The sequence below is a fragment of the Shewanella sp. YLB-07 genome, from assembly GCF_009377275.1.
The window spans coordinates 1-21,836 of sequence record NZ_VOQB01000017.1; the positions used below are offsets into that span (position 1 = coordinate 1).

At 45.3% G+C, this 21,836-nt stretch carries 16 protein-coding genes; 12 read left to right on the forward strand and 4 right to left on the reverse strand.

Annotation, left to right across the window (positions count from 1 at the left end; genetic code table 11):
* The first annotated feature begins 298 nt into the window (after positions 1–298).
* The 6 genes from FS373_RS26760 to FS373_RS26785 all read left to right on the forward strand — a co-directional run bounded on the left by FS373_RS26760 (position 299) and on the right by FS373_RS26785 (position 9,559).
* Positions 299–691 carry a hypothetical protein gene (locus FS373_RS26760; protein WP_152830976.1) on the forward strand — a complete coding sequence of 131 codons (393 nt, stop codon included), beginning with the start codon at positions 299–301 and terminating at the stop codon, positions 689–691.
* Positions 692–1,619: 928 nt separating this feature from the next.
* Positions 1,620–2,201, forward strand: coding sequence for a hypothetical protein (locus FS373_RS26765; protein ID WP_227993307.1), 582 nt, complete (start codon positions 1,620–1,622; stop codon positions 2,199–2,201).
* Between the two features lie 112 nt (positions 2,202–2,313).
* On the forward strand, positions 2,314–5,511 hold the full coding sequence (locus FS373_RS26770; RefSeq protein WP_152830978.1) for an HD domain-containing phosphohydrolase: 3,198 nt from the start codon (positions 2,314–2,316) through the stop codon (positions 5,509–5,511).
* Between the two features lie 156 nt (positions 5,512–5,667).
* Positions 5,668–7,242: a hypothetical protein gene (locus tag FS373_RS26775; protein ID WP_229381017.1), complete on the forward strand. Its 1,575-nt coding sequence runs from the start codon at positions 5,668–5,670 to the stop codon at positions 7,240–7,242.
* 261 nt (positions 7,243–7,503) lie between these two features.
* Entirely contained in the window at positions 7,504–8,655 is a 1,152-nt protein-coding gene (locus FS373_RS26780) for a BamA/TamA family outer membrane protein (protein ID WP_144048196.1), read from the forward strand.
* Between the two features lie 58 nt (positions 8,656–8,713).
* The gene (locus FS373_RS26785; RefSeq protein WP_194165943.1) at positions 8,714–9,559 is read left to right on the forward strand and encodes a hypothetical protein; all 846 of its coding nucleotides are present in this window, start codon (positions 8,714–8,716) and stop codon (positions 9,557–9,559) included.
* Positions 9,560–10,595: 1,036 nt separating this feature from the next.
* Here the strand turns inward: FS373_RS26785 and accC are convergent.
* From accC to arfB, 4 genes are all read right to left on the reverse strand, one after another.
* On the reverse strand, positions 10,596–11,966 hold the full coding sequence (accC, locus tag FS373_RS26790; protein ID WP_152830979.1) for an acetyl-CoA carboxylase biotin carboxylase subunit: 1,371 nt from the start codon (positions 11,964–11,966) through the stop codon (positions 10,596–10,598).
* A gap of 93 nt (positions 11,967–12,059) precedes the next feature.
* Positions 12,060–12,545, reverse strand: coding sequence for an acetyl-CoA carboxylase biotin carboxyl carrier protein (gene accB, locus FS373_RS26795; protein ID WP_152830980.1), 486 nt, complete (start codon positions 12,543–12,545; stop codon positions 12,060–12,062).
* Between the two features lie 75 nt (positions 12,546–12,620).
* A complete protein-coding gene (gene aroQ, locus FS373_RS26800; RefSeq protein WP_144048192.1) occupies positions 12,621–13,076 on the reverse strand; it encodes a type II 3-dehydroquinate dehydratase in 456 nt (151 codons plus the stop codon).
* 439 nt (positions 13,077–13,515) lie between these two features.
* Positions 13,516–13,932 (reverse strand): alternative ribosome rescue aminoacyl-tRNA hydrolase ArfB, encoded by a 417-nt coding sequence (arfB, locus tag FS373_RS26805; RefSeq protein WP_144048191.1) that lies wholly within the window; start codon positions 13,930–13,932, stop codon positions 13,516–13,518.
* Positions 13,933–14,086: 154 nt separating this feature from the next.
* Between arfB and FS373_RS26810 the strand changes: the two genes are divergently transcribed.
* The 6 genes from FS373_RS26810 (at position 14,087) to FS373_RS26835 (ending at position 21,767) form a co-directional block, all read left to right on the forward strand.
* Positions 14,087–14,464: an STAS/SEC14 domain-containing protein gene (locus tag FS373_RS26810; RefSeq protein WP_144048190.1), complete on the forward strand. Its 378-nt coding sequence runs from the start codon at positions 14,087–14,089 to the stop codon at positions 14,462–14,464.
* 151 nt (positions 14,465–14,615) lie between these two features.
* On the forward strand, positions 14,616–14,804 hold the full coding sequence (locus FS373_RS26815; RefSeq protein ID WP_144048189.1) for a DUF3012 domain-containing protein: 189 nt from the start codon (positions 14,616–14,618) through the stop codon (positions 14,802–14,804).
* Between the two features lie 220 nt (positions 14,805–15,024).
* The gene (locus FS373_RS26820) at positions 15,025–15,597 is read left to right on the forward strand and encodes a hypothetical protein (protein ID WP_227993308.1); all 573 of its coding nucleotides are present in this window, start codon (positions 15,025–15,027) and stop codon (positions 15,595–15,597) included.
* A gap of 238 nt (positions 15,598–15,835) precedes the next feature.
* The gene (locus tag FS373_RS26825; protein WP_152830981.1) at positions 15,836–17,179 is read left to right on the forward strand and encodes a TolC family protein; all 1,344 of its coding nucleotides are present in this window, start codon (positions 15,836–15,838) and stop codon (positions 17,177–17,179) included.
* Between the two features lie 20 nt (positions 17,180–17,199).
* A complete protein-coding gene (locus tag FS373_RS26830) occupies positions 17,200–18,480 on the forward strand; it encodes an efflux RND transporter periplasmic adaptor subunit (RefSeq protein WP_152830982.1) in 1,281 nt (426 codons plus the stop codon).
* Positions 18,481–18,515: 35 nt separating this feature from the next.
* Positions 18,516–21,767: an efflux RND transporter permease subunit gene (locus FS373_RS26835; protein ID WP_144048186.1), complete on the forward strand. Its 3,252-nt coding sequence runs from the start codon at positions 18,516–18,518 to the stop codon at positions 21,765–21,767.
* Positions 21,768–21,836: the final 69 nt, after the last annotated feature.

The window sequence follows — 21,836 nt, forward strand, 5'->3', positions numbered from 1 at the left end:
GCGCATGGTGTTGTTATCTGGTTTGTTTTTGGCGAAATTGATTAGATCAAATTGCACCATGTGTGTCTAGCTTTTGAAAACAAAAGAAATTATCTGGGGATTCCCTAGAGCAGGGCGTTAGAGTATTTTTATCATGCTTCGGTATTTATTAATTTCAATTTTAATATTTTATTCATCTTCGTCATTCGCTTCATGGAATGAGCATTTTGTTAAGTACACATGCTTGACTGAACTAGGTGTTTTCCAAATTGAAAGGCTATCCATAGAGTCGCCCAATAACTTCCACGATTCGAATCCCGTGAAGAAAAAAAGTATTTCCGAAAACCTAGCTAATAAAAATATATATAGCATTAGTGGTGGTAATCATAACTTCACTTGCTCCATTTTCAATCACAATATCTCAGTTGATTTTGTACCACAAAGTTATCGCCATAACTGGGTTGGTGGCAAAGTGTCAATAAAAATTGGAGAAAAGTATCTAGTAAAACAATTAGATTTCTTTTCGTCTGTTCCTAGTTTAAGTAAGCTGAAAATAAACTTTAATTCATCTTCTCCATTCATTTATTACTGGAGTAATGTTGCATCTGAAAATGATATATTTGGCTATGATGAAAGCGAAATGGTGCTAACTAAAGATACAGTCATTACATATAAAGACATAGTTAACCATTACAACAAGTCTTCGAAGTAAAACGAATTTATCAAGCCAGCCATAATAAAAAGAAGGCCTCGTCATCACATAACACTGTCAAAGCTAGTAATGATAAATATGGGTAAAGCATTGATTTAAAATCAATTGCAATACTGTCTAGATTGGTTTTATACAATACGTTAAGTGGACACCCATAGAATTTAACTGAACTAATTCCTTTCCCTCATCCTACTCCATGCCTCATGCCCTTTTTCCTCCGCCGTGAGGATTAGCTTTGGTTTGATACTTAACGAAAACAAACAGCGTTCTCACCACGGAGCGCTGCGCTACACGGAGAACACGGAGGTAAAGATTTAGAGCGCAAAGATTTAAAATACTAAGGTTTAGAGAACAGGACTTTAGATTTCGCTCTTCTCCGTGGCCTCGATGTCCAACAACATCCATGTTTAACAGCCAGTTCGGCTCCCAGCCTCTCGTTCATTGCTTATGACTACGTCATATTCACCGTGGTGAATAGCTGGGTCTTTAGCTATTTGGGGGAAGAGTAAAATCAGATACTATTCTAATCCAATACAGGTTAACTAGAATCAATACTCTAAGTGGTTTCTGTCCAAAAGTGAACTGCATGCCAGTAAAACTCAAATCGAAGCGATAACTTTCTTGAAACCATAGCAGGTGTGAACGCGGCTGTGAGCTTCTAAATCAGGGATGATTTAGTAGAGCTTCCATGGACGGACTCGCAGCGACTCACAGAAGTGTTTGCACATTCCTCGCCGGACAGGCGGTAGATAACAATGCAATATTGGTAAGCAGAACACTACCAAGTATCAAACCAGTCCAATGAAGCAATCAGAAAAAGATATTTGAAACTTGTTATCCGACAAGTGTAGCAGTCACTATGTTTCATTTGTGTAACTTGTTACTCTCTATTGCAACAGAATATACGAGGGTACGTGGAATGAACTGGATGGAATTTGTAATACAGCTTTTTGATAAATTGGCTTGGCCTTCCGTCATTCTCATTTGTGTATATAGTCTTAAACGTCCAATTTCTAAGTTGATTCCTCTGGCTAAAAAACTCAAGTTTAAAGATTTGGAAGTGGAGTTTGGCCAAGAGTTAAAGTCGATAGTCCAGAAAGCAGAAGGCGCCTTTCCTGAACTTAAATATGACAGCAAGTCTCTGCTCATTGCCTCGGCTAACAATCTACCTAACTCGGCCGTTATCGAGTCTTGGGAGGCCGTGGATGTTGCAGCAGAGGCGCTGATTAGAGCCAAGAAAATTAATATCAAACTGGATGTTAATACCCGCTATAAGCATATAGAGAGTATCTTACTCAAAGAGAGCCTCATCAATACCAAGCAAGGAAAGCTGTTCAGTGAGCTTAGGCAACTAAGAAACCGGGTGGCCCATGCGGTAGGTTACGAGATAGGTAAAGTAGAAGCTATTCAATATATCGAACTCTGTTTTAAGTTGATTAACTATCTGGAGACGCTGACATGTGAAGGAGAAACAGCGTGTCTTGCCAAAGTAGAAAGTATCGCAAGCTAGTCAATGGCTTCTTGCTTGAAATTAATGTTAATTAGTTGTTATGCATTATTGACTATCAGTATGGTTTTTATACACTAGTACCCTTCATGGATTGAATGTGCTGGGGTTTTCGATGGGATCGATAACGAACAAAAAGAGTAAACGTTTCACCATACATTTCACTGTGGTGGGAATATTCATTTTGGCCACTGTAGTTACCGCAGTAATTGCGATAGGCCTACAGTATTATTTCAGCAAGTCCATGGTCACCGAGTCTGCGCTTAAACTCTATAATCTTACCTCTAAGAATGTCAGCAGTTATCTATCTCAAGTGGATAGTCAGGCCACTAATACTACCCAATTACTCTCGAGTTTCGATAATTTAGTCGTTGATGATGAGTTTAATCAAGAGTCTATTCAGATGTTTGCGCAAGTGATGCGAACCAACCCCCTATTTTATGCTATCTATATTGGTATGCCCGACGGCGACTTTTATGAGTTGATTAACTTAAATGCCCATCCCATTATTAGAAAGCAGCTAGAGGCCACACATATGGACAGGTGGGTGAGGATAACCATAAAGCAAGATGGGGGGGAAGGGGTAAGAGAAACGACCTATTTAGACTCGCAATTCAAGCCGCGAGTGACACGTACAGAACCCAGTGATTATGATGCGACCAGCAGACTATGGTTTATTGACTCGAACACTAAGAATGTATCTAAAACTGAGCCTTATCTTTTCAGGCACCTGCAATCCCCAGGGCAGACCTATTCAATCAAATTATCCGAGTCCGGTGCGGTTCTCGGCGTCGATATCGCGCTATCTACCCTGAACGAATATCTTATTGGTCAGAGTGAGAATGAATCGGGAGAATCACAAGCAGAAATCTATCTTTACAAACCTAGTGGTGAGCTAATTGCTTCTAACCAGAAGCAGCAAATACAAGTCCAGATCCCTCAATCTGCAGTGCTTAATTTGACTCAGCAACAACAGGCACTTATCGACAATACGCCAACCTTGCTGGTTTCTAACGAAACGGATTGGGCGCCGATCGATTTTGCTGTATCAGGTCAACCCCAAGGCTATAGTATTGACGTGGTTAACTTAGTTGCCGAGATGACAGGACTGAAGGTTCAGTTTATCAATGGCTTTACTTGGAACGAACTGGTCGACAGCTACATGATCGAAGAGTTGGATATGCTGCAGCCTATTATGATAACGGCCAAAAATGAAAGTTTGGGGGAGTTTAGTACGCCATTTTTAGACCTTAAATATGGCATAGTGACGCGTCCCGATGTGCAGCAGATAAAGGAATTGTCAGAGCTGAGTGGTAAGCGGCTGGCTATTCCCTTGGGTTGGTCGATTATTCCTGTTATTGAAGCTAATTTCCCTGAGGTTGAAATAGTCGAGCTGGCATCGACCCAAGCAATATTGAGTGCCGTGGAGCAAGGTGAGGTATTTGCAGCCTTGGATAACAGTATTATCTTGCATTATACGGCTAAGAGTTTCTTCATCGATGAGCTGAAATATCACGAAGATATCGGTTTTGATGATGTACAGACACCAACGGGATTACACATTGCCATGCAGGGCAAGAATGCGTCGTTGATCCCTATTATCGATAAGGCATTGGCAAATATCACTCCTGAGCAGGTAACGGCCTTAAGAGCCAAATGGTTTGCCGAAGGGACTCAACACCAGCTAACCACTCAAGGTGCTGTCCCCTATGAAGCACTTATCGATATTGGTGAAGATAAGCTATTGCACAATCAGCTGGTTCGCCGTGAACTGGGTGGCATAGAGCAATTTGTGTTTGTAACGCCTTTTGGCAATAACTCACAGACACAAGATCGCTTCGCCATCATAGTGCCGACCCAAACCCTGTTGGCCTCGAGCACTGACAAGGTGCAGAAGTCTATCGCTATCACAGTATTATGCTTATTCTTATTACTTCCCATCTCTACTGTGTTTGCATCACCTATCATTCGCCCGATTAAGCTGCTTGCTATTGAAAATGAGAAAATCAAGAACCGCCATTATGATGAAGTCACCAATGTTGACTCTAATATTGCCGAGCTTGATGAACTGGCTAGCTCAATGTGGGACATGTCCGAGTCAATCCAGCTACATGAACGTAATCAAAAAGAGTTGATGGAGTCGTTTATCAAACTGATCGCTCAGGCGATCGATGATAAATCTCCCTATACGGCTGGGCACTGTAATCGCGTCCCTGAGCTGGGTTTAATGCTGGCCGATGCCGCCGCTCAATCTGATCTGGCTCCTTTTAAAGACTTTGGCTTCAAAACGGCCGATGAGCACAGAGAGTTCAGAATCGCGGCCTGGTTACATGATTGCGGTAAGATCACCACCCCGGAATTTATCGTCGATAAGGGCACTAAGCTAGAAGTTGTCTATAATCGAATTCATGAAGTGCGTATGCGTTTCGAAGTGTTATGGCGAGACGCCGAAATCGATTATCTTAAGCGGCTATCTTCTACTGAGTCGAGAGAACTATTGGCTGCCGAGTTAGAACATAAACGTGAGCAGCTTAAAGTTGATTTTGAGTTTATCGCCAATGCTAACGTGGGCGGGGAGTTTATGGACCAAGCGCATAAAGACCGTTTGGCCGAGCTTGCTGAAATCACTTGGCAGAGGAACTTCGATGATAGACTCGGTTTGTCTCCTGTCGAAGAGCTCAACTTAAGTGATGTTCAGTCAACAGAGAGTTACCCAGTTACCGAGCGACTCTTGAGAGACAAGCCGGAACATATCATCAAGCGTATCAATAAGGTGGAATTTGACCCTAAATTTGGTATCAAGATGGATATCCCTGAGCATCAATATAATCTCGGTGAACTGTATAATCTTTCCATATCTCGAGGAACGCTCACCGCAGAAGACAGGTTCAAGATTAACGAACATGTCACCAGCACCATCAAGATGTTGGAAACTCTGCCATTCCCGCCGGAGTTAGCTAAAGTCCCAAAATACGCATCGACTCATCATGAAACGTTAAAAGGAACTGGGTATCCCCGTAGACTCAGCGCTGAAGACCTCTCCATTCCTGAGCGAATTCTGGTGGTGGCCGATATCTTCGAAGCGCTCACCGCGGCCGACAGGCCCTATAAGAAGGCCAAACCGCTCAGTGTCGCTATCGATATTCTTCACAAGATGGCATTGGACGAGCATCTCGATATGGATCTATTTAAGCTGTTTTTAACGAGTGGGATCTATCTCGAATACGCCCACAAGTTCCTCGATGCCGCTCAGATCAACCATGTAGACCTTGCTAAATATCTGGATGATGAGCCATTGCAGCGCAGTGCTTAGGTGATGGAAATACTTAGAGGGGGCAGTTAAAAATAAATTGCTGGTAATAGAGCAAGTTAGTCGAATAGATACAAAGTGATTCAGTTTGGAAACTTCAGTGACATAACCAGTCTATAGCATACGCAGCTCTGTTATTTGATATCTGTGGAGTTTACTGTGTTTTCAAAAAGTATACCTATCATTACTATGAGTCTCGCTGCTTTAGCCTTGGCCGCTTGTTCTTCTGACTCTTCAGAGACGACACCTGAAGAGAAAAAAGGTCAATGGGTCAAAGGAGATCTACATGTACATACTGCAATCTCATCCGATGCCAGAGAAACATTGAGTGATGTTTTAAAATGGTCTTTCGATACTTTCAACATGGACTATGTTGCGCTTTCAAATCATATGCGCGACAGCAGTCAAGATAATGATGATAACGACCTTGGTGGGATCTTATTTTTCGATGCCTTAGTTCACTATGAAATTCCAGGCGTCGCTGAGCTTCAAGCTAGCCTCTATCCAGAGAAAACCGTGTTATCAACATTCGAGTGGGATATGCCTACCCATGAACATTTTAATATCGGGATACTAGGCGATGAAATAAACTCTGCTGAGTCTTTGGAAGCGATTAAGACTTTCGAATATCTGTTTAGTTATCAAAACAGTATTGAAGATTTTGATCCTGCCGATGTGGCCAATTGGAATGCACAAGGATTGGTGAGGCAAAATCAAACCCATCAAGATGCTATAAATGCGCTTGCTTGGCTGCAGGAACATTTCCCTACAAGCAGCTATGGCATGTTAAACCACCCAAGGCGTTATTTAACCAGCTATAGCATCTCGGATGTCAGAGAGTTACATGATGCAGCGCCAGATGTGTTTTTTCTGGTTGAAGGCATGGTGGGCGGTCAGTTTAGCGGTAATCGTGGTGATTATGCAGGAACAAGCAGTGGTGTTTACGGCGGTGTCGATCCTGTTGTTGCTGAAGTTGGAGGTTGGTGGGATGCCTTACTGGGTGAAGGGCGGCGAATTTGGAATGTTGGTAATTCCGATATTCATTTCAAAGTGCGAGAGCCATATGCCAGTAGTTATTTTCCCGGTGAATATGCCAAGAACTATACCTATGCTGAAGAGACGAGTGCTCAAGGTATTGTGGATGGTTTAAGAACAGGCAAAACATTTGCAGTATTTGGGGATCTAATCAATGAACTTGATTTTACTATGCAAGGCTCGAGCGATGCCGAGCATATGGGGGGAGTACTTGCTGCCAATTCAGGTGAGATGATTACGATTAAAATTCGTTTCAAAAGCCCTGAAACTAACAACAAGGAGCAAGATATAGGGGATGAAAGCTTTAACGGGTTAAATCCCGGTATTCATCATATCGATCTGATTGCGGGTAATGTTGGCGAGAAAGCTCTGCCTGATACTAGTGAGTACTATAAAGAAACCAATGACAGTACTAAGGTCGTGAAGACATTTGTTGCCCAAGATTGGGACCTTGATGATGAAGGTTTCTATGCTATGAGTTACAGCTTCGTCGCAAGTGGCGATCAATACTATCGTTTAAGAGGGACCAACCTGGATTACAATGAAGAAGGGTTAACGCATAAAGGCGATCCTCTTAAGTCAGAGTCATACCCTCAGGCAGACGAAGGTGAGACTCAAGCTTGGTATAACAAGATTAATCAACGTAATTATGATGATCTTTGGTTCTATTCAAATCCTATTTTTGTCGAAATAAAATAACTCTTTAAAGCATGACTTTGGTTTAATCGGTTGAATAATAGCTGTAAGTGACTGGGGAATAATGGGTTGCCTGTATCAGACTGACTGTGAACCACTGAGTCTGAAACAGGCCGTACCGCCGGGTGATAAGCATTAATACCTAAGCTTGAACAAATTAATTGTTCAAAATTGATGTCGTGTTAAAATGCGCTCGGCATGTCAAATGACAGCTAAAAAGGTCGTTTAGCGCCTCCCTTATTCCCATCATTGATTAGAGTTTTTATGAAACGGATTTTACTGTTATCCCTGTTTATTTTTTCTAATGCGGCCATTGCCGTTGAACCTTTATTTGAAACTCCAGAAGATATGGAGCCGACATGGGTTGATGACATTTTGTCAGTTTTTGGTGCCGATGGTGAGTTTGATGAGACTAAAGCCATTGATATGAGTTATTTACCAACGGCTTATTACACGCCTGAGAAAAAATTTGGTGTGGGCTTATTGATGGTCGGATTATATAAAACCGACAATGCATCGCCTGAAGAGCAGCCATCATCGTTAGTGTTAAATTCGTTTGTCTCGATGAATAACTCTTATGGTGTCGAAGTTGAAAATATGACGTTTTTCAACCAAGGCAAGCAACGATTATTGCTGGAATTAGAGTTACACAATGAAGCCTCAGTTTATTATGGTCAAGGCATCGAACAAGGTGATCTAGACAGTAATCATCATGAGTTTGAAGAGCAGTTATATAGTTTCAAGCCTCGTTGGATGACTGAAGTGGCTGACAATTATTTTATCGGTGTCGGTGCCGACTTGATTTATGCAAGTGCAGGAAAGTTAGAGTTAGTAGAAACCGAAACGCCTGTGGATTCAGCTGATATTTTACCGAATAACTTTAGTTCAGGCGTCGTGATCACCAGTATCTATGATTCACGAGATTATCGATTAAATGCCACTAAGGGTTGGTTATTTCAAGTTGATGCCGGCTTATATCAAAACAACCAGTCTTCTTCGTTTTCGACTTATAATATTGAGTTAGCTAACTATATTGACCTAGGCAGCTCTGCACCAGGACTCATCGCATGGCAAGTGCAGGGACATTTTACCGATGGCGATGTGCCTTGGAATATGTTGCCAGACCTTGGCGGCTCTAATGCCATGCGCGGATATATCAAAGGTCGTTATCGTGATGAGCAGATGATGATGGGACAAGTTGAATATCGCTTACCCATATTCCAACGTTATGGCATGGTATTTTGGGGCGCGGTAGGTAGCGTGGCACCCCACGTAAGCGATCTGACCGAGGAGTTATTAACCTCCTACGGAACAGGTTTCCGTTTTAACATCAAAGACAATATTAATTTACGTTTTGACGTGGGCGTTGGTGAAAATGAAACCAACTTCTACCTTAATGTGAATGAAGTCTTTTAAGCATGGCTAACACTGCGACCGTTATGGGATGTATGAAGAGTATAAAGAGTTTACTTAGATGATGACGTATTCAGTCTTAAGCAGGTCCGTCTCAATCACTACTAGTTTGTGTGCCATTGGGCACACTTTTTTGTCAGTATCAGCTCTAACACCAGTTTTAGTGCGAGTTTTAGGGCTAACTTTATTACTTGGAACATTAACCAATACAGCCTTTGCCAATGAACAACATGAACATGAACATGAGCAGTGCAGCCGCACGTCAAACTACTCTATTTATCTGAGTGGTATATATACTGGCACAATGAACAGAACTGAGACTTGGCAGGGAAACACCGCGGTCGTTACGTCAAAAAGTGAAGCCAGTATTTTAGGTATTGGCACTCAGTATCGTCAGCGGGCAGAGTTATCTTGGTCGAGTACCACCAATGAATGGCTAACCGATAATTTTCATCAAAAAGTGACGGGGTTTCGCTCTCGAGACATGCAGGTTACTTTTGATCATCATGGTCGTGAGTCTCGGGTGGATATTGATGGCGACATAGATACCTATGCATCAGAAGATATTCCTCTGCGAGATGTGGACACCTTGTTGATTCAAATCCGTGAATACTTGCTTCGAGGACGCAAGCAATTCGCCTTAATCAGACAAGCTTCTGATGACATAGAGTCGTATCAATTCTATGTTCAGGATACGCTGACAGCCAGTATAGAGCCTTGGGGCGAGTTAACCTTGATCCCAGTTGAGCAAACGGGCGCAGAAGATGTCACTTATTATTTTGCCCCTTCCATGGATTATCAGCTGATTAAAGCCCGCTATCACGGCATCATACTTCGAGGGCTCATCGAACTCGATAGTTACACCTCATCATGCGAACCAAGCTTGGCTCAAGATCGTAGACAATGAGTGTGCTTTATAGATGGAAGTCGCTAATTACCTCAGGCTCCTTTAAGACCTCTTTTCGTAGTGATAAAAGGTGTAATAGAAATCTCCTCATGGGGAGCTAGTGCTGCTGTTTATGCAGATGAACTAAATAAATGGGTAATTACTAGTGAAAATCTATCCTTTTAAAGTAAGTCTATATCATGAAATGAAGCTTGTTACTTTTAGTATGCTAGCGTGGATATTGCCAGTAATGTTTATGAGTCAAGGTCATTGGTTGTTAACATTAGGCTGCATTTTTTTATAGCTCTTGCTTTTCCATTTAATAATATTATTTATATGTGTAATGCATACAAAGGTTTTTTTTGGTTTAGTTTATTTATGTTTATTCTGACTATTTTATATACCTTGGGATTTCTTTTTTTTGAATCGTTCTTTTTGTATTTTCTATATCTAGTTTGTTGCTGTTTTTGGGCTTACTTTTATCATAGATATTTAAAAACTCACTGGGACTGTGATGTTTTCTAGTTAAAATTAATGGGTGTAGCCCATTAGCTTCATTGACTTCGAATATGCTATTGGCTTAATCGACTGTTTTTCGGTTAATAACTCATTGATAAGTGGTTGCAGACTAGATATGTTATTGATTAACAATGGGTGACTAGAACCTCTATTTATGTACAACGAAAGTCAAAGAAATTTATACGGTGATATGGGGATGTGAGGAGGAGTACTCAGCGCTTTACCTATACTCTTGATTGCTCTATTTACTAAATTATGGTGGCTGGGCGCTTTAGGAATCATTTTATTTATATTGAATTTTCCCTTTAAAGAAATTTTATTATTTTCAAAAAATAATTTAGCTTTTGGTCTACTAACATTATTTTTAGTTGCTCAGTCTATTTACTCTACTTATTCTTTTTTAGAGTGGCGTGGTTATTGGGGGTGTCTTATATACTGGTCTTTAGCATTCTTTTGGGGAGGAGTATATTACACTCTGACCGTAAAAAGATTAAAGCTCTAACCTAGCACCTCAGCCCCTCTTATTAAGCCTTCAGGCCTAATCTTTCCTCCCTAGCACCTTCTCTTCTAAATAATGTATCGACTGCCCGCCCTTTTTAAACCCTTCATCTTCGAGTATTCGCTGTAGCAGAGGCACATTCGTTGATATGCCCTCGATAACTAGCTCATCGAGTGCGGTCTGCATGCGGGCTATGGCTTGGTTTCGTGTTGACCCCCAAGTGATCAGTTTCCCAATCATAGAATCGTAATAGGGTGGGACTGTGTAGCCTGTGTAGAGGTGAGAATCCCAACGAACGCCAATGCCGCCGGGTGCGTGAAATGCTGTCACTGTGCCGGGTGAGGGGATAAAGGTTTGTGGATCTTCGGCATTGATACGGCACTCTATGCTGTGGCCGCTGAGCAAGATATCTTCTTGTTTAATTGAAAGTGGTTTACCCGCCGCGATCTCCAGCTGGGCCTGGATCAGATCGACGCCAGTGACCATCTCAGTGACGGGGTGCTCTACTTGAATGCGGGTATTCATCTCGATAAAATAAAATCGTCCCGCCTCATAGAGAAACTCGAAGGTACCTGCGCCGCGATAACCGATATCGACACAGGCTTTAGCACATAAGGCGCCAATCTCACGACGGGTGTCTGAGTCTATACCCAAGGCTGGAGCTTCCTCTATGACTTTCTGATGTCTGCGTTGCATGGAGCAGTCTCGTTCTCCTAGGTGAATGGCATTCCCTTGACCATCTGACAGCACTTGAATCTCGATATGGCGTGGTGTTTGTAGATACTTCTCCATATAGACATCGCCGTTTGCAAAGGCGGCTTTGGCTTCGGCCTGAGTCAGCTCTATGGTTTGGATGAGTTCACTCTCATTGCAAATTACCTGCATACCACGGCCGCCGCCTCCCGCAGTGGCCTTAATGATCACCGGATAGCCTATTTTGTTGGCAATCCGCTTGTTGAGCTGTGCATCATTTGAAAGCATGCCATCTGAGCCCGGTACTGTAGGAACTCCGGCTTTCTTCATTTCCGAGATGGCTGAGACTTTATCGCCCATCAATCGGATCACTGCCGCTGTCGGGCCGATGAAGTTAAAGCCGCAGGCTTCCACTTGCTCGGCAAAGTCGGCGTTTTCTGACAAAAAACCATAGCCTGGATGTATGGCGTCAACCTTGGCGGCCGATGCCGCGGCGAGTATAGCGGCAATCTTGAGATAACTCTCACTCGCTGCAGGCTTGCCTATGCATAACTTTACATTGGCTTGTTGCACGTGCAGCAGGTCTTTATCTGCATTGGAGTAGGCGGCGACAGTTTCTATACCAAGTTGAGAGCAGGCACGCTGAATTCTCAGTGCTATCTCACCGCGATTGGCGATGAGCACGCGCTTGATTGGTCGCACAACTGGCAGATCCATCTATGGCTACTCCTCTTTTGTTAGTGCTTAAATCTTGGTTAACTTTTTGCTACTTGCTACTTGCTACTTGCTACTTGCTACTCGCAACTGGTCTTATTGATCTTCAATAATGATCAAGGGCTGATCGAAGCCGACGGCGTCGCCATTATCAACTAATATAGCCTTGATTATGCCGCTACGATGAGCCTCTATCTGGTTCATCATCTTCATCGCCTCTATGATGCAAACGGCTTGCCCTTTCTCGACTCTTTGTCCGATTTCAGACAAGGGATCAGCTTCTGGAGCAGGAGATAGATAGAAGGTGCCCACCATAGGTGAGATAACCGTATTTTCGTTAGGCTCAAGTATCTCATCACTTGTTGTTGAGCTTGCTAGGGCAGTATTAACCTGAGGGTGAGCAGTGTTGGCATTAGCTTGTGGTGAGTGATTACTCACAGTGTAAACCTGTTGCGGCGTATTAACCTCAGCAGGTCTTTGGCGGCAGATGCGTACCGACTCTTCGCCTTCAGTGACCTCGAGCTCAGCAATGCCGGACTCTTGAACCAGCTCAATCAGCTTCTTTATTTTTCGAATATCCATAACTTCTTACCTTAAAAGCTTTTCTGTAAAACTATACTTGAAAATCCATCTGGAACACTTAAGTCGAAAACCGCTTTAATGTTCAGCCGTCTTCGCATGTAATCGTGTAATCGCTGATTGCAGGGCGAAGTGATAACCCTCGGCGCCCAAACCACAGATCACGCCTATGGCCTTATCTGAGAAATATGAGTGATGACGGAAAGGCTCTCGGGCATGAACATTAGATAGGTGAACTTCGATAAAAGGAATGGCGACGCCTAATATCGCATCTCGAATCGCGACGCTGGTATGAGTGAATGCCGCCGGGTTGATGATGATAAAGTCGGCATCCGTGTTATGAATGGCATCGATGAGTTCATGCTCGGCATTAGATTGAATATGCTCAAGCACTATACCAGCTACATTTGACTCATCCGTGAGGTCTTTAACTATCTGATTTAAGGTCCTCACGCCATAGTGGCCCGGTTCACGTCGACCCAGAAGGTTAAGGTTAGGGCCGTTAATTAATAAGACCTTTGCTTTGCTGCTCATGTCAAAATCCTTTGAAATACAGATGACTCGTCGCTATACCAAGGGGTATAAACCACGGATAAGATGAATCGTTTGATTTCAACAGAAGTTAGCGAAGATGTCGACATTTGACTGCATTTTCGACGAAAATAGGCCGAAGTAGGGCTAAGATGATGCTGTGCTGGTGGGACTGTGTTGTAGGACCGGCTTTAGCCGGGAGAGAATGAACCTATAAGCCTCGGGGCTAAAGCACCCTCGTAGGAGCGGCTTTAGCCGCGAGAGAACCAATACCATAATCCATCGGGCCTAAAGACCCTCCTACACGAGGGAACCAACCTCTGAACATCGGGGCTAAAGCCCCTCCTACAGACAATTCAGGACGCAGTCCGTCTAATAGGCGAAGCCGTCCGCGCAGCGACAGGCCGAAGGCCATCGTCTTAGCTCCAAACCCTAAGATTTTTTAATAATCTGACTTATTGCGTCTTAGCGCTTTAGTCGCGCCTTTCTGTTTCTTAGCATCGACACGTCGGCGTTGACTGCCTCTGGTGGGCTTAGTGGCAATGCGTTTTTTCGGTGTGTGGCCCACACTGGCGACCAGTTCAATAAATTGGGCTAATGCGGTCTGACGATTGGCATCTTGGCTACGACTAGCCTGACACTTGATGATGATTTTACCGCTTTTAGTGATGCGATGATCGGCCTTGACGAGTAACCTTTGTTGATAAAGTTCCGGCAGGGATGATTTACGTATATCAAAAATTAACTGAGCGGCGGTAGAGACCTTATTCAGGTGCTGTCCGCCGGCACCACTGGAGCGGATAAATTGCCATTCGAGTTCATTTTCTTGAAGAAGTACACGGTTAGTGATTTTTATCATGGCCTTTGATTCGGGTTTTGTATTACCCTTTGTCGATTGAGTTGTTGGGTGCCGATTTGGTCTAAGACCTCAAACAGGTATCCTATTGGGATGAATGAAGAGGTTGTAACCCTTTCGCTCATTATTAGCTAGCAGATGGAAGCGGAGCTCATCTATGTTATGTCAAATCGCCGATATTACCAAAGGCGTGATCAGTTTATTTGCCAGTGGGCGACTCTCGACCCAGGACTATTGTGAGACAATCGTTCCCATTATCGAGGAATATAGTGCCGAGTCGGGCAAGGTTTGCCTCTATATCGAAGCCGATGTGTTGTTAGAGGGGTGGGAGAGTGATTCTATATCTGGGGTGGGGGAAATCCAGCTACCAAGATTCGATGCTCTGGTGTTGGTTGGTGGACCCGATTGGTTCGGTAATGCCGTACGCTTGTTGGGTCCCTTTATGCAGAGTGAAGTTGCTTGGTTTTCTCTGGATGACAAGCCTCAAGCTATCGAGTGGATCACGGCTAAACTGAGTTGCCCACTGCCTGTTTAATCGCTTTACTTCTCGTCGCTTTGATATCGGGACAAATGATCTAGTTTGCCAATATTAAAGTGGTAAATATTGGTTATTAGTTTAGCAACTTGGGTCTCGAGCTGATTGCTTGTATTATATCTGCAGTTTATGGATTTTTTAAGGAAAAAGAATGTCGTATATCAACAATAACGTGCTCAAATTAGGTTCACTTGCCTTAGCGTCTATGTTTGTTATTGGCCTATCTGGTTGTGCGCCAGAAGTCGGTAGCGAACAGTGGTGTAAGCAGATGAGTGAGAAAGACAAGGGTGACTGGACCGCTAACGAAGCGGCCGACTACGCCAAGCATTGCGTATTTTAATGGTGATTATTTAAATCACAGTGTGTTTGAATAATCGCTAGACTGTAAAAATTTGATTCTGACAATACTTTACAAAAACACTTGGGTATTAAGTATTGTCAGTTTTGAACTTTCGATTATAATCTGGGTCAGAGGATTAGAAGCTAGTTCCTAACTCTTTGTTATGAGCTATTAGTTCCGAGCTCTTAATTTAAGTTCTTTTGAATCAATAAGGTTTTCTTTGCAGCATAACTTTCGTCAATTCACTCACAAGATCGCCATAGCGATGATCGCCGTTGTGCTTCTGCAGTTTGCAGGTGGCAACATGGGTGAGCATCAGTTGCATCTTGGTAGTCATGACGAAGAACCTGCAAACCATCCTCATTTGCAATTTACTGCCCAAGTCACGACATTAGCGTTAGAGCAGTGCACCGCGTATAACGACTTAGGCTATAGTGATTCAGAGCATGCTAGTCAAAATGCAGCGCAAACGAATAGCTGTGACAGCTCCTTCGCCGATGGTGAATTGGTGTCAAACGATTATTTAGCAGCAAATTTAGGTTCTTCATTTGAAGCGGCTTCTCTCTATGAGGAACTGCCTTCAGCAACTGAGATTCATAGTCATCAAATCAGCAAGACTGAGACTAAGCTTTTCGATCTCTGTTTAGACTGCCAGTGCCATGGTGGACATGCCACCGTGATGACCAGTGGAACCAGCGAACCTTCAGTTCCGTTAAGCGATGAGTTCGTCGCCATGGTTAGCAGTTACTTACCTCCAGAGTCTCTACCCGATTACCGCCCTCCTATCGTATAACTCCTATACTTGCTGATAGTCGCATAATGCTATCTATCGCAAGTAGAAATCATGACTAACGTTAACTGGATCTTTAGGCCATTTGCCCAAACGATCTTAGAGATGATTTAACCCCAAAACCTTCTATTAGACCTGCAAGTATCAGGCTGCAATCATCTGTCCGTAATGACATTGAGATTGGGCTTGATTTGCAGTACAGCTTTTGCTGAAAGAGATGGCTTTAGGGATAGGATATACAATGAAAAAGACCATAATAGCCAGTCTGTTATTAGCCTATTTAACCGGTGGCGCAACATCTGTTCAGGCTGCTAACCTAGATTCGGTAGCAGCGGACAGCACGCTCAATAGCAGTGAAGCTTGGCTTACTCAAAGCAATCAAACAGGCTTCAAGACTTGGTTGCCTGACTTGATGCAAACCTTCAATGCTCTGCCTGAGGTAGCTGCTCAAGAAGCCAGACGTAGTCAGGCAGAGCTCAGCATCAAGGCGGCAGATCAAGCCATCTATAATCCAGAGCTGGGCGTGAGCTATCAAAATGCCACCGAGGATACTTACACCTTAGATATCAGTCAGACCATAGACTGGGGTGATAAGCGCGGCGCCGCCACCCGTATCGCTCAACTTCAATCCGAAAGGTTACTTGCAGATATCACCTTAGAGCGAAGTCAGATGCTGGCAAGCGTGATTCAGGCGCTAGTAGAGCAATCCCAGAGCCGTAAGGCCCTGGACTTTCAACAGCAACAGCTTGCCTCGTCTAAGCGCTCTCTGGATATTGCCAGACAGCAGTTACAGGTGGGAGACCTTTCATCGGTTGCCTTGCAGTTAGTACAGTTGGATGTGGCCAGCCGCGCCGCCGAGTATGCTATGGCCGAGCAGGACTCGATCACAGCGGATACTAATGTCTTGATGCTATTAGGTGAGAGTGAAATGGCTTTCAGTGGGTTTATCGGTTCATTGAGCCTGCCAAACATATCGAGGCAGATAGACCCGGAACTTCCCGCATTAAAGAGTGCTTATCAAGCCGTTATGCTGACCAAGCTCAACGCCGAGCAAGTTAAAGCCGATACATCAGCCGATCCAACCATCAGCCTTAGCGCCGAACGTGAAGGCGAGGAAAACAAGGTCGGCGTAGGATTATCAATTCCGCTGCAGATCCGTAATAACTACAGCGATACTTTAGCGGTGGCGAGTCAGGAGATTGCCATTGCAGAGCAAACCTATCTGGCGCAAGAGCGAGTGCTCAAGCAGCAACAGAAGAAGTTTTATTTGAGCATGCCCAGACTAACCGAGCGTTATCAAGAATGGCGTGATCTGGTGCTTAATTCCGGTCACGAGGCCGCATCGGGTCTGGCGCAGCAATGGCGCGCCGGTGACATAGATACCAGCGTTTACCTTCAAAGCCAGCGTCAACTGTCTACCAGTTACCTTGTTGGTTTGTCTCTGGAGACAGCCCTGTATACCAGCTGGCTCGATTGGATGGGAGCCAGTGGTCAGCTGGAAGCATATTTAAATGATCAGTTACCAAGATTATCAGTGACTAATCACTCTGGCTCAGGGCAAAACGCCTCTTCGGCTAAGTACTAATTCAGATGGGAACGCGAATTATGAACACGATTAACAACAGATTTAACAACAGATTTAAGAACATTGGCATGGATATGAATAAGCAAAATCAAGCTGTAGCACCATTTCATCTGAGTGCTCTTGCCAGAGCCATGAGCTTTGCATTTTTAATGACCTTGACTGCGGCTGCCGCGATCCCCTCAACGGCATTTGCCGGAGAAGGTCATGATCACGGCGCAGAAACGACTGAAACAGCTGAGATACCAGCTAAAAGTGATGGTCATGGTGCAGAAACCCAAGTTGGTAAGGAGAGTGGCGAGGAGCATGCCCTTAAGCTAACGGCTGAACAGCAAGCCCTTGCAGGTGTAGAGGTGACGCAACTATCCGAGGAGATATTTAGCTTAGAGGCGGTTGCCACGGCGACTCTGGTTGTAGACAGAGACAGAACAATGACCTTGGCGCCTCAACTCGATGTACGAGTATTAGAACGTCATGTGGTTCCGGGTCAGGAAGTGAGTAAGGGCGATCCCTTATTAACGCTTGGTGGTGTGGCAGTTGCTCAGGCTCAGGCCGATTATATTAATGCAGCGGCCGAGTGGAGCCGGGTTAAGCGGATGGGCAAGAGTACCGTCAGTGCCAGTCGCCGCCTGCAGGCTCAGGTAGATGCTGAGCTTAAGCGTGCAATCTTAGATGCGATGAAGATGACATCGGCGCAGATCGCCAAATTAGAATCAAATCCAGGCAGTATCGGTAGCTATCAGTTATTAGCCCCGATCAATGGCCGTGTGCAGCAAGATCTCGCCATGTTAGGCCAAGTGATCACTTCTGGTACCGCACTGATGCAGCTCACCGACGAATCACATCTCTGGGTCGAGGCTCAGGTTACTCCGGCTCAGTCTGAAAACATCAGTGTCGGCAGTGAAGCCTTAGTACGTGTTGGTGACAGAAGCTTCAAAGCCAAGATCATCGGCCGCTCCCATGAACTTAATAGTGTGACTCGAACCGAGCAGATCTTGTTGAGTTTGGAAAATCCAGGCCATGTGATCCATGCCGGCCAGTTTGCCGAGCTTTACTTACCTAATGCGCTACAAGGTGGAGTTATATTGCCCGACGCGGCCCTGACTCGCGGCGGAGATGGCGATTGGCAGGTATTTATTCAGGATGAAGATGGCTTCGAAGCGGTAGAGGTCGAAGTGGTTGAGCGTCAGCGCGGCATGAACTTAGTTCGTGGCTTGACGCCAGGCAGTAATGTGGTGGTATCCGGAGCCTTTTTCCTGGCCTCTGAGCTGGCTAAGTCCGGCTTCGATATCCACAACCACTAATAACCACACTCTCTTAAAAGTTAAGGAACTCTCTTATGTTGCAGAGACTTATTGAGGTTGCGATCCGCAACCGACTAATGGTGGTGCTGGCGCTTATTGCTGTTGCGATAGCCAGTGTGGCCATGTTACCTAAATTGAATCTGGATGCTTTTCCGGATGTTACCAACGTACAAGTTACCGTAAACACCGAGGCCGAGGGTTTAGCGGCAGAAGAAGTTGAGAAGTTAATCAGTTATCCGGTCGAGTCGGCCATGTATGCCTTGCCTGCTGTGACTGAGGTGCGTTCACTATCCCGTACTGGTCTGTCGCTGGTGACTGTGGTATTTGCCGAAGGAACGGATATCTATTTTGCCCGTCAGCAGGTGTTCGAGCAGCTGCAGGCGGCCAGAGAGATGATCCCTGATGGTATCGGTGTGCCTGAAATCGGTCCGAACACCTCAGGTTTAGGTCAGATTTATCAATATATTCTTCGGGCCGAACCCGGCTCAGGCATAGATGCTGCTGAACTACGTAGCCTCAACGACTATTTGGTCAAGCTCATCATGATGCCTGTTGGTGGCGTGACCGATGTGCTCTCATTCGGTGGTGATGTGCGTCAATATCAGGTGCAGATCGATCCGAATAAGCTGCGCAGTTATGGCCTAAATATGGAACAAGTGACCACAGCGTTGGAGAGCAATAACCGTAACGCAGGTGGCTGGTTTATGGAGCAAGGTCAGGAGCAACTGGTTGTTCGTGGTTATGGTCTCTTGCCTTCGGGTGATGCAGGGCTCAAGGCCATTGCTCAGATCCCCTTGACCGAAGTGGCGGGAACTCCTGTCAGGGTTAGTGATATCGCTAATGTGGATTATGGCAGTGAAATTCGTGTCGGCGCGGTGACCATGACTCGTCGTGACGAGGCGGGTAATCCTCAAGATCTGGGTGAAGTCGTTGCCGGGGTAATCCTCAAACGTATGGGGGCTAACACTAAGGCAACCATAGATGATATCAATGCCAGAACTTCACTGGTTGAGCAGGCGCTTCCCGATGGTGTCACCTTCGAGGTGTTCTACGATCAGGCGGATCTGGTTGATCAGGCGGTGACCACAGTGCGTGATGCCCTCTTGATGGCATTCGTGTTTATCGTGGTGATCTTGGCGTTGTTCTTAGTCAACATTCGCGCCACCATGTTGGTGTTATTGTCTATTCCGGTTTCTATCGGCCTGGCGCTGATGGTGATGTCATATTTCGGCATGTCGGCCAACCTGATGTCCTTAGGTGGACTGGCGGTGGCTATCGGTATGCTGGTGGATGGCTCTGTGGTAATGGTTGAGAACATTTTCAAGCATCTGACCCAACCCGATAGACAACATCTTAATGATGCCCGTATTCGTGCAGATGGTGAGGCTGACCCTTATCATGCCGACGAAGATGGCGCTGGGACACCGGCCCATAGCGAAACATCTGCAGCCATCGGCATGCGTGTCATGCTGGCGGCTAAGGAAGTCTGTAGTCCTATCTTCTTCGCAACAGCCATCATCATAGTGGTATTTGCGCCTCTGTTTGCCCTGGAAGGCGTCGAAGGTAAGCTGTTTCAGCCCATGGCTGTGAGTATCATATTAGCCATGTTGTCGGCCTTAGTGGTAGCACTCGTTGCCGTACCGGCTCTGGCGGTTTACCTGTTTAAGCGTGGTATTACCCTCAGAGAAAGTGCGGTGCTTAAGCCAATCGAGTCTGTGTATCGTCGCTTGTTGACGTTAACCATGGCGCGTCCTAAGACAGTGGTTATCACAGCAGTGACATTATTTGTGTTGAGCATGTCCTTGTTGCCGCGCTTAGGCACAGAGTTCGTACCTGAACTTGAAGAGGGCACGATTAACCTGAGGATCACCTTAGCACCGACGGCGAGCATACAGACCTCAATCGATGTCGCGCCTAAGATAGAAAAGCTGTTACTCGAGTTCCCCGAGGTGGAATATGCCTTGAGTCGTATCGGTGCCCCCGAGCTAGGCGGCGATCCTGAGCCCGTGAGTAATATTGAGATCTATATTGGCCTCAAGCCTGTCGAAGAGTGGCAGTCGGCTTCGAGCCGAGTCGAGCTGCAGAAGTTGATGGAGGAGAAAATCAGTGTCTTCCCTGGCTTGCTATTCACCTTCTCACAGCCCATTGCCACCCGAGTCGATGAACTGCTATCGGGCGTCAAAGCTCAGCTGGCGATTAAGATTTTCGGCCCGGATTTAGACGTGTTATCAGCCAGCGGAGAGAGACTCTCGGATCTGGTATCAAAAATCCCGGGTGCAGTGGATGTGTCACTGGAGCAGGTCAGTGGTGAGGCTCAGCTCGTGGTGAGACCTAAGCGTGATGTACTGGCGCGTTATGGTATCAGTGTCGATGAGGTCATGAGCCTGGTTAGCCAAGGTATAGGTGGTGTAAGCGCCGGACAAGTGATCGATGGCAATGCCAGATACGACATCAATGTGCGTCTCGCCGAGCAATATCGTAGCTCGCCTGATGCCCTGAGAGATCTTCTCCTTAACGGCGTAAACGGTGCCACCGTACGTTTAGGCGAAGTGGCCAGTGTCGAAGTCGAGATGGCGCCGCCAAACATTCGTCGTGACGATGTGCAGCGCCGGGTTGTGGTGCAGGCCAACGTCTCAGGTCGCGACATGGGCTCAGTGGTAAAAGATATATATGCCGTCATTCCACAGGCTAAATTACCAGCGGGTTATACTGTGGTCGTCGGAGGCCAATATGAGAATCAGCAAAGAGCTCAGCAAAAACTCATGCTAGTCGTGCCTATCTCTATTGGTCTGATAGCCCTGTTACTCTTCTTCTCGTTTGGTTCACTCAAGCAAGTCGCCCTCATCATGGCAAACGTGCCATTGGCCTTAATTGGTGGTGTGGTTGCCCTGTTTATCAGCGGAACTTACCTTTCGGTTCCAAGCTCCATCGGCTTTATCACCTTGTTCGGTGTCGCCGTACTTAACGGTGTGGTGCTGGTGGATTCGATTAACCAGAGACGCCAACAGGCATTACGAGAAGCTACCGGGACTCTCGGCCAAGGGGAAAGCCTCTATGATTCGGTCTATGAAGGCACGGTAGGGCGCTTGCGTCCGGTATTAATGACGGCATTGACCTCGGCGTTAGGTCTTATTCCTATCTTGATTTCATCCGGCGTAGGCAGTGAAATTCAGCAGCCCTTAGCTGTGGTGATTATAGGTGGCTTGTTTAGCTCCACTGCACTGACGCTACTGGTCTTGCCGACCCTGTATCGCTGGATATACCGGAAAGAGGAAACTCAAAATTAACAATTAGTTATATTTTAATTAGCTTGTAATTTTTAGTCGACAAGGAGGGTCTTCTTTCTCGTGGAAGAA

Coding starts and splice junctions, on each gene's coding strand:
- FS373_RS26765 (WP_227993307.1), top strand. CDS start 1,620: ATGGAATTTGTAATACAGCTTTTTGATAAATTGGCTTGGCCTTCCGTC.
- accC (WP_152830979.1), bottom strand. CDS start 11,966: ATGGATCTGCCAGTTGTGCGACCAATCAAGCGCGTGCTCATCGCCAAT.
- arfB (WP_144048191.1), bottom strand. CDS start 13,932: ATGATAAAAATCACTAACCGTGTACTTCTTCAAGAAAATGAACTCGAA.
- aroQ (WP_144048192.1), bottom strand. CDS start 13,076: ATGAGCAGCAAAGCAAAGGTCTTATTAATTAACGGCCCTAACCTTAAC.
- FS373_RS26810 (WP_144048190.1), top strand. CDS start 14,087: ATGTTATGTCAAATCGCCGATATTACCAAAGGCGTGATCAGTTTATTT.
- FS373_RS26770 (WP_152830978.1), top strand. CDS start 2,314: ATGGGATCGATAACGAACAAAAAGAGTAAACGTTTCACCATACATTTC.
- accB (WP_152830980.1), bottom strand. CDS start 12,545: ATGGATATTCGAAAAATAAAGAAGCTGATTGAGCTGGTTCAAGAGTCC.
- FS373_RS26780 (WP_144048196.1), top strand. CDS start 7,504: ATGAAACGGATTTTACTGTTATCCCTGTTTATTTTTTCTAATGCGGCC.
- FS373_RS26815 (WP_144048189.1), top strand. CDS start 14,616: ATGTCGTATATCAACAATAACGTGCTCAAATTAGGTTCACTTGCCTTA.
- FS373_RS26830 (WP_152830982.1), top strand. CDS start 17,200: ATGAACACGATTAACAACAGATTTAACAACAGATTTAAGAACATTGGC.
- FS373_RS26835 (WP_144048186.1), top strand. CDS start 18,516: ATGTTGCAGAGACTTATTGAGGTTGCGATCCGCAACCGACTAATGGTG.
- FS373_RS26825 (WP_152830981.1), top strand. CDS start 15,836: ATGAAAAAGACCATAATAGCCAGTCTGTTATTAGCCTATTTAACCGGT.
- FS373_RS26785 (WP_194165943.1), top strand. CDS start 8,714: ATGATGACGTATTCAGTCTTAAGCAGGTCCGTCTCAATCACTACTAGT.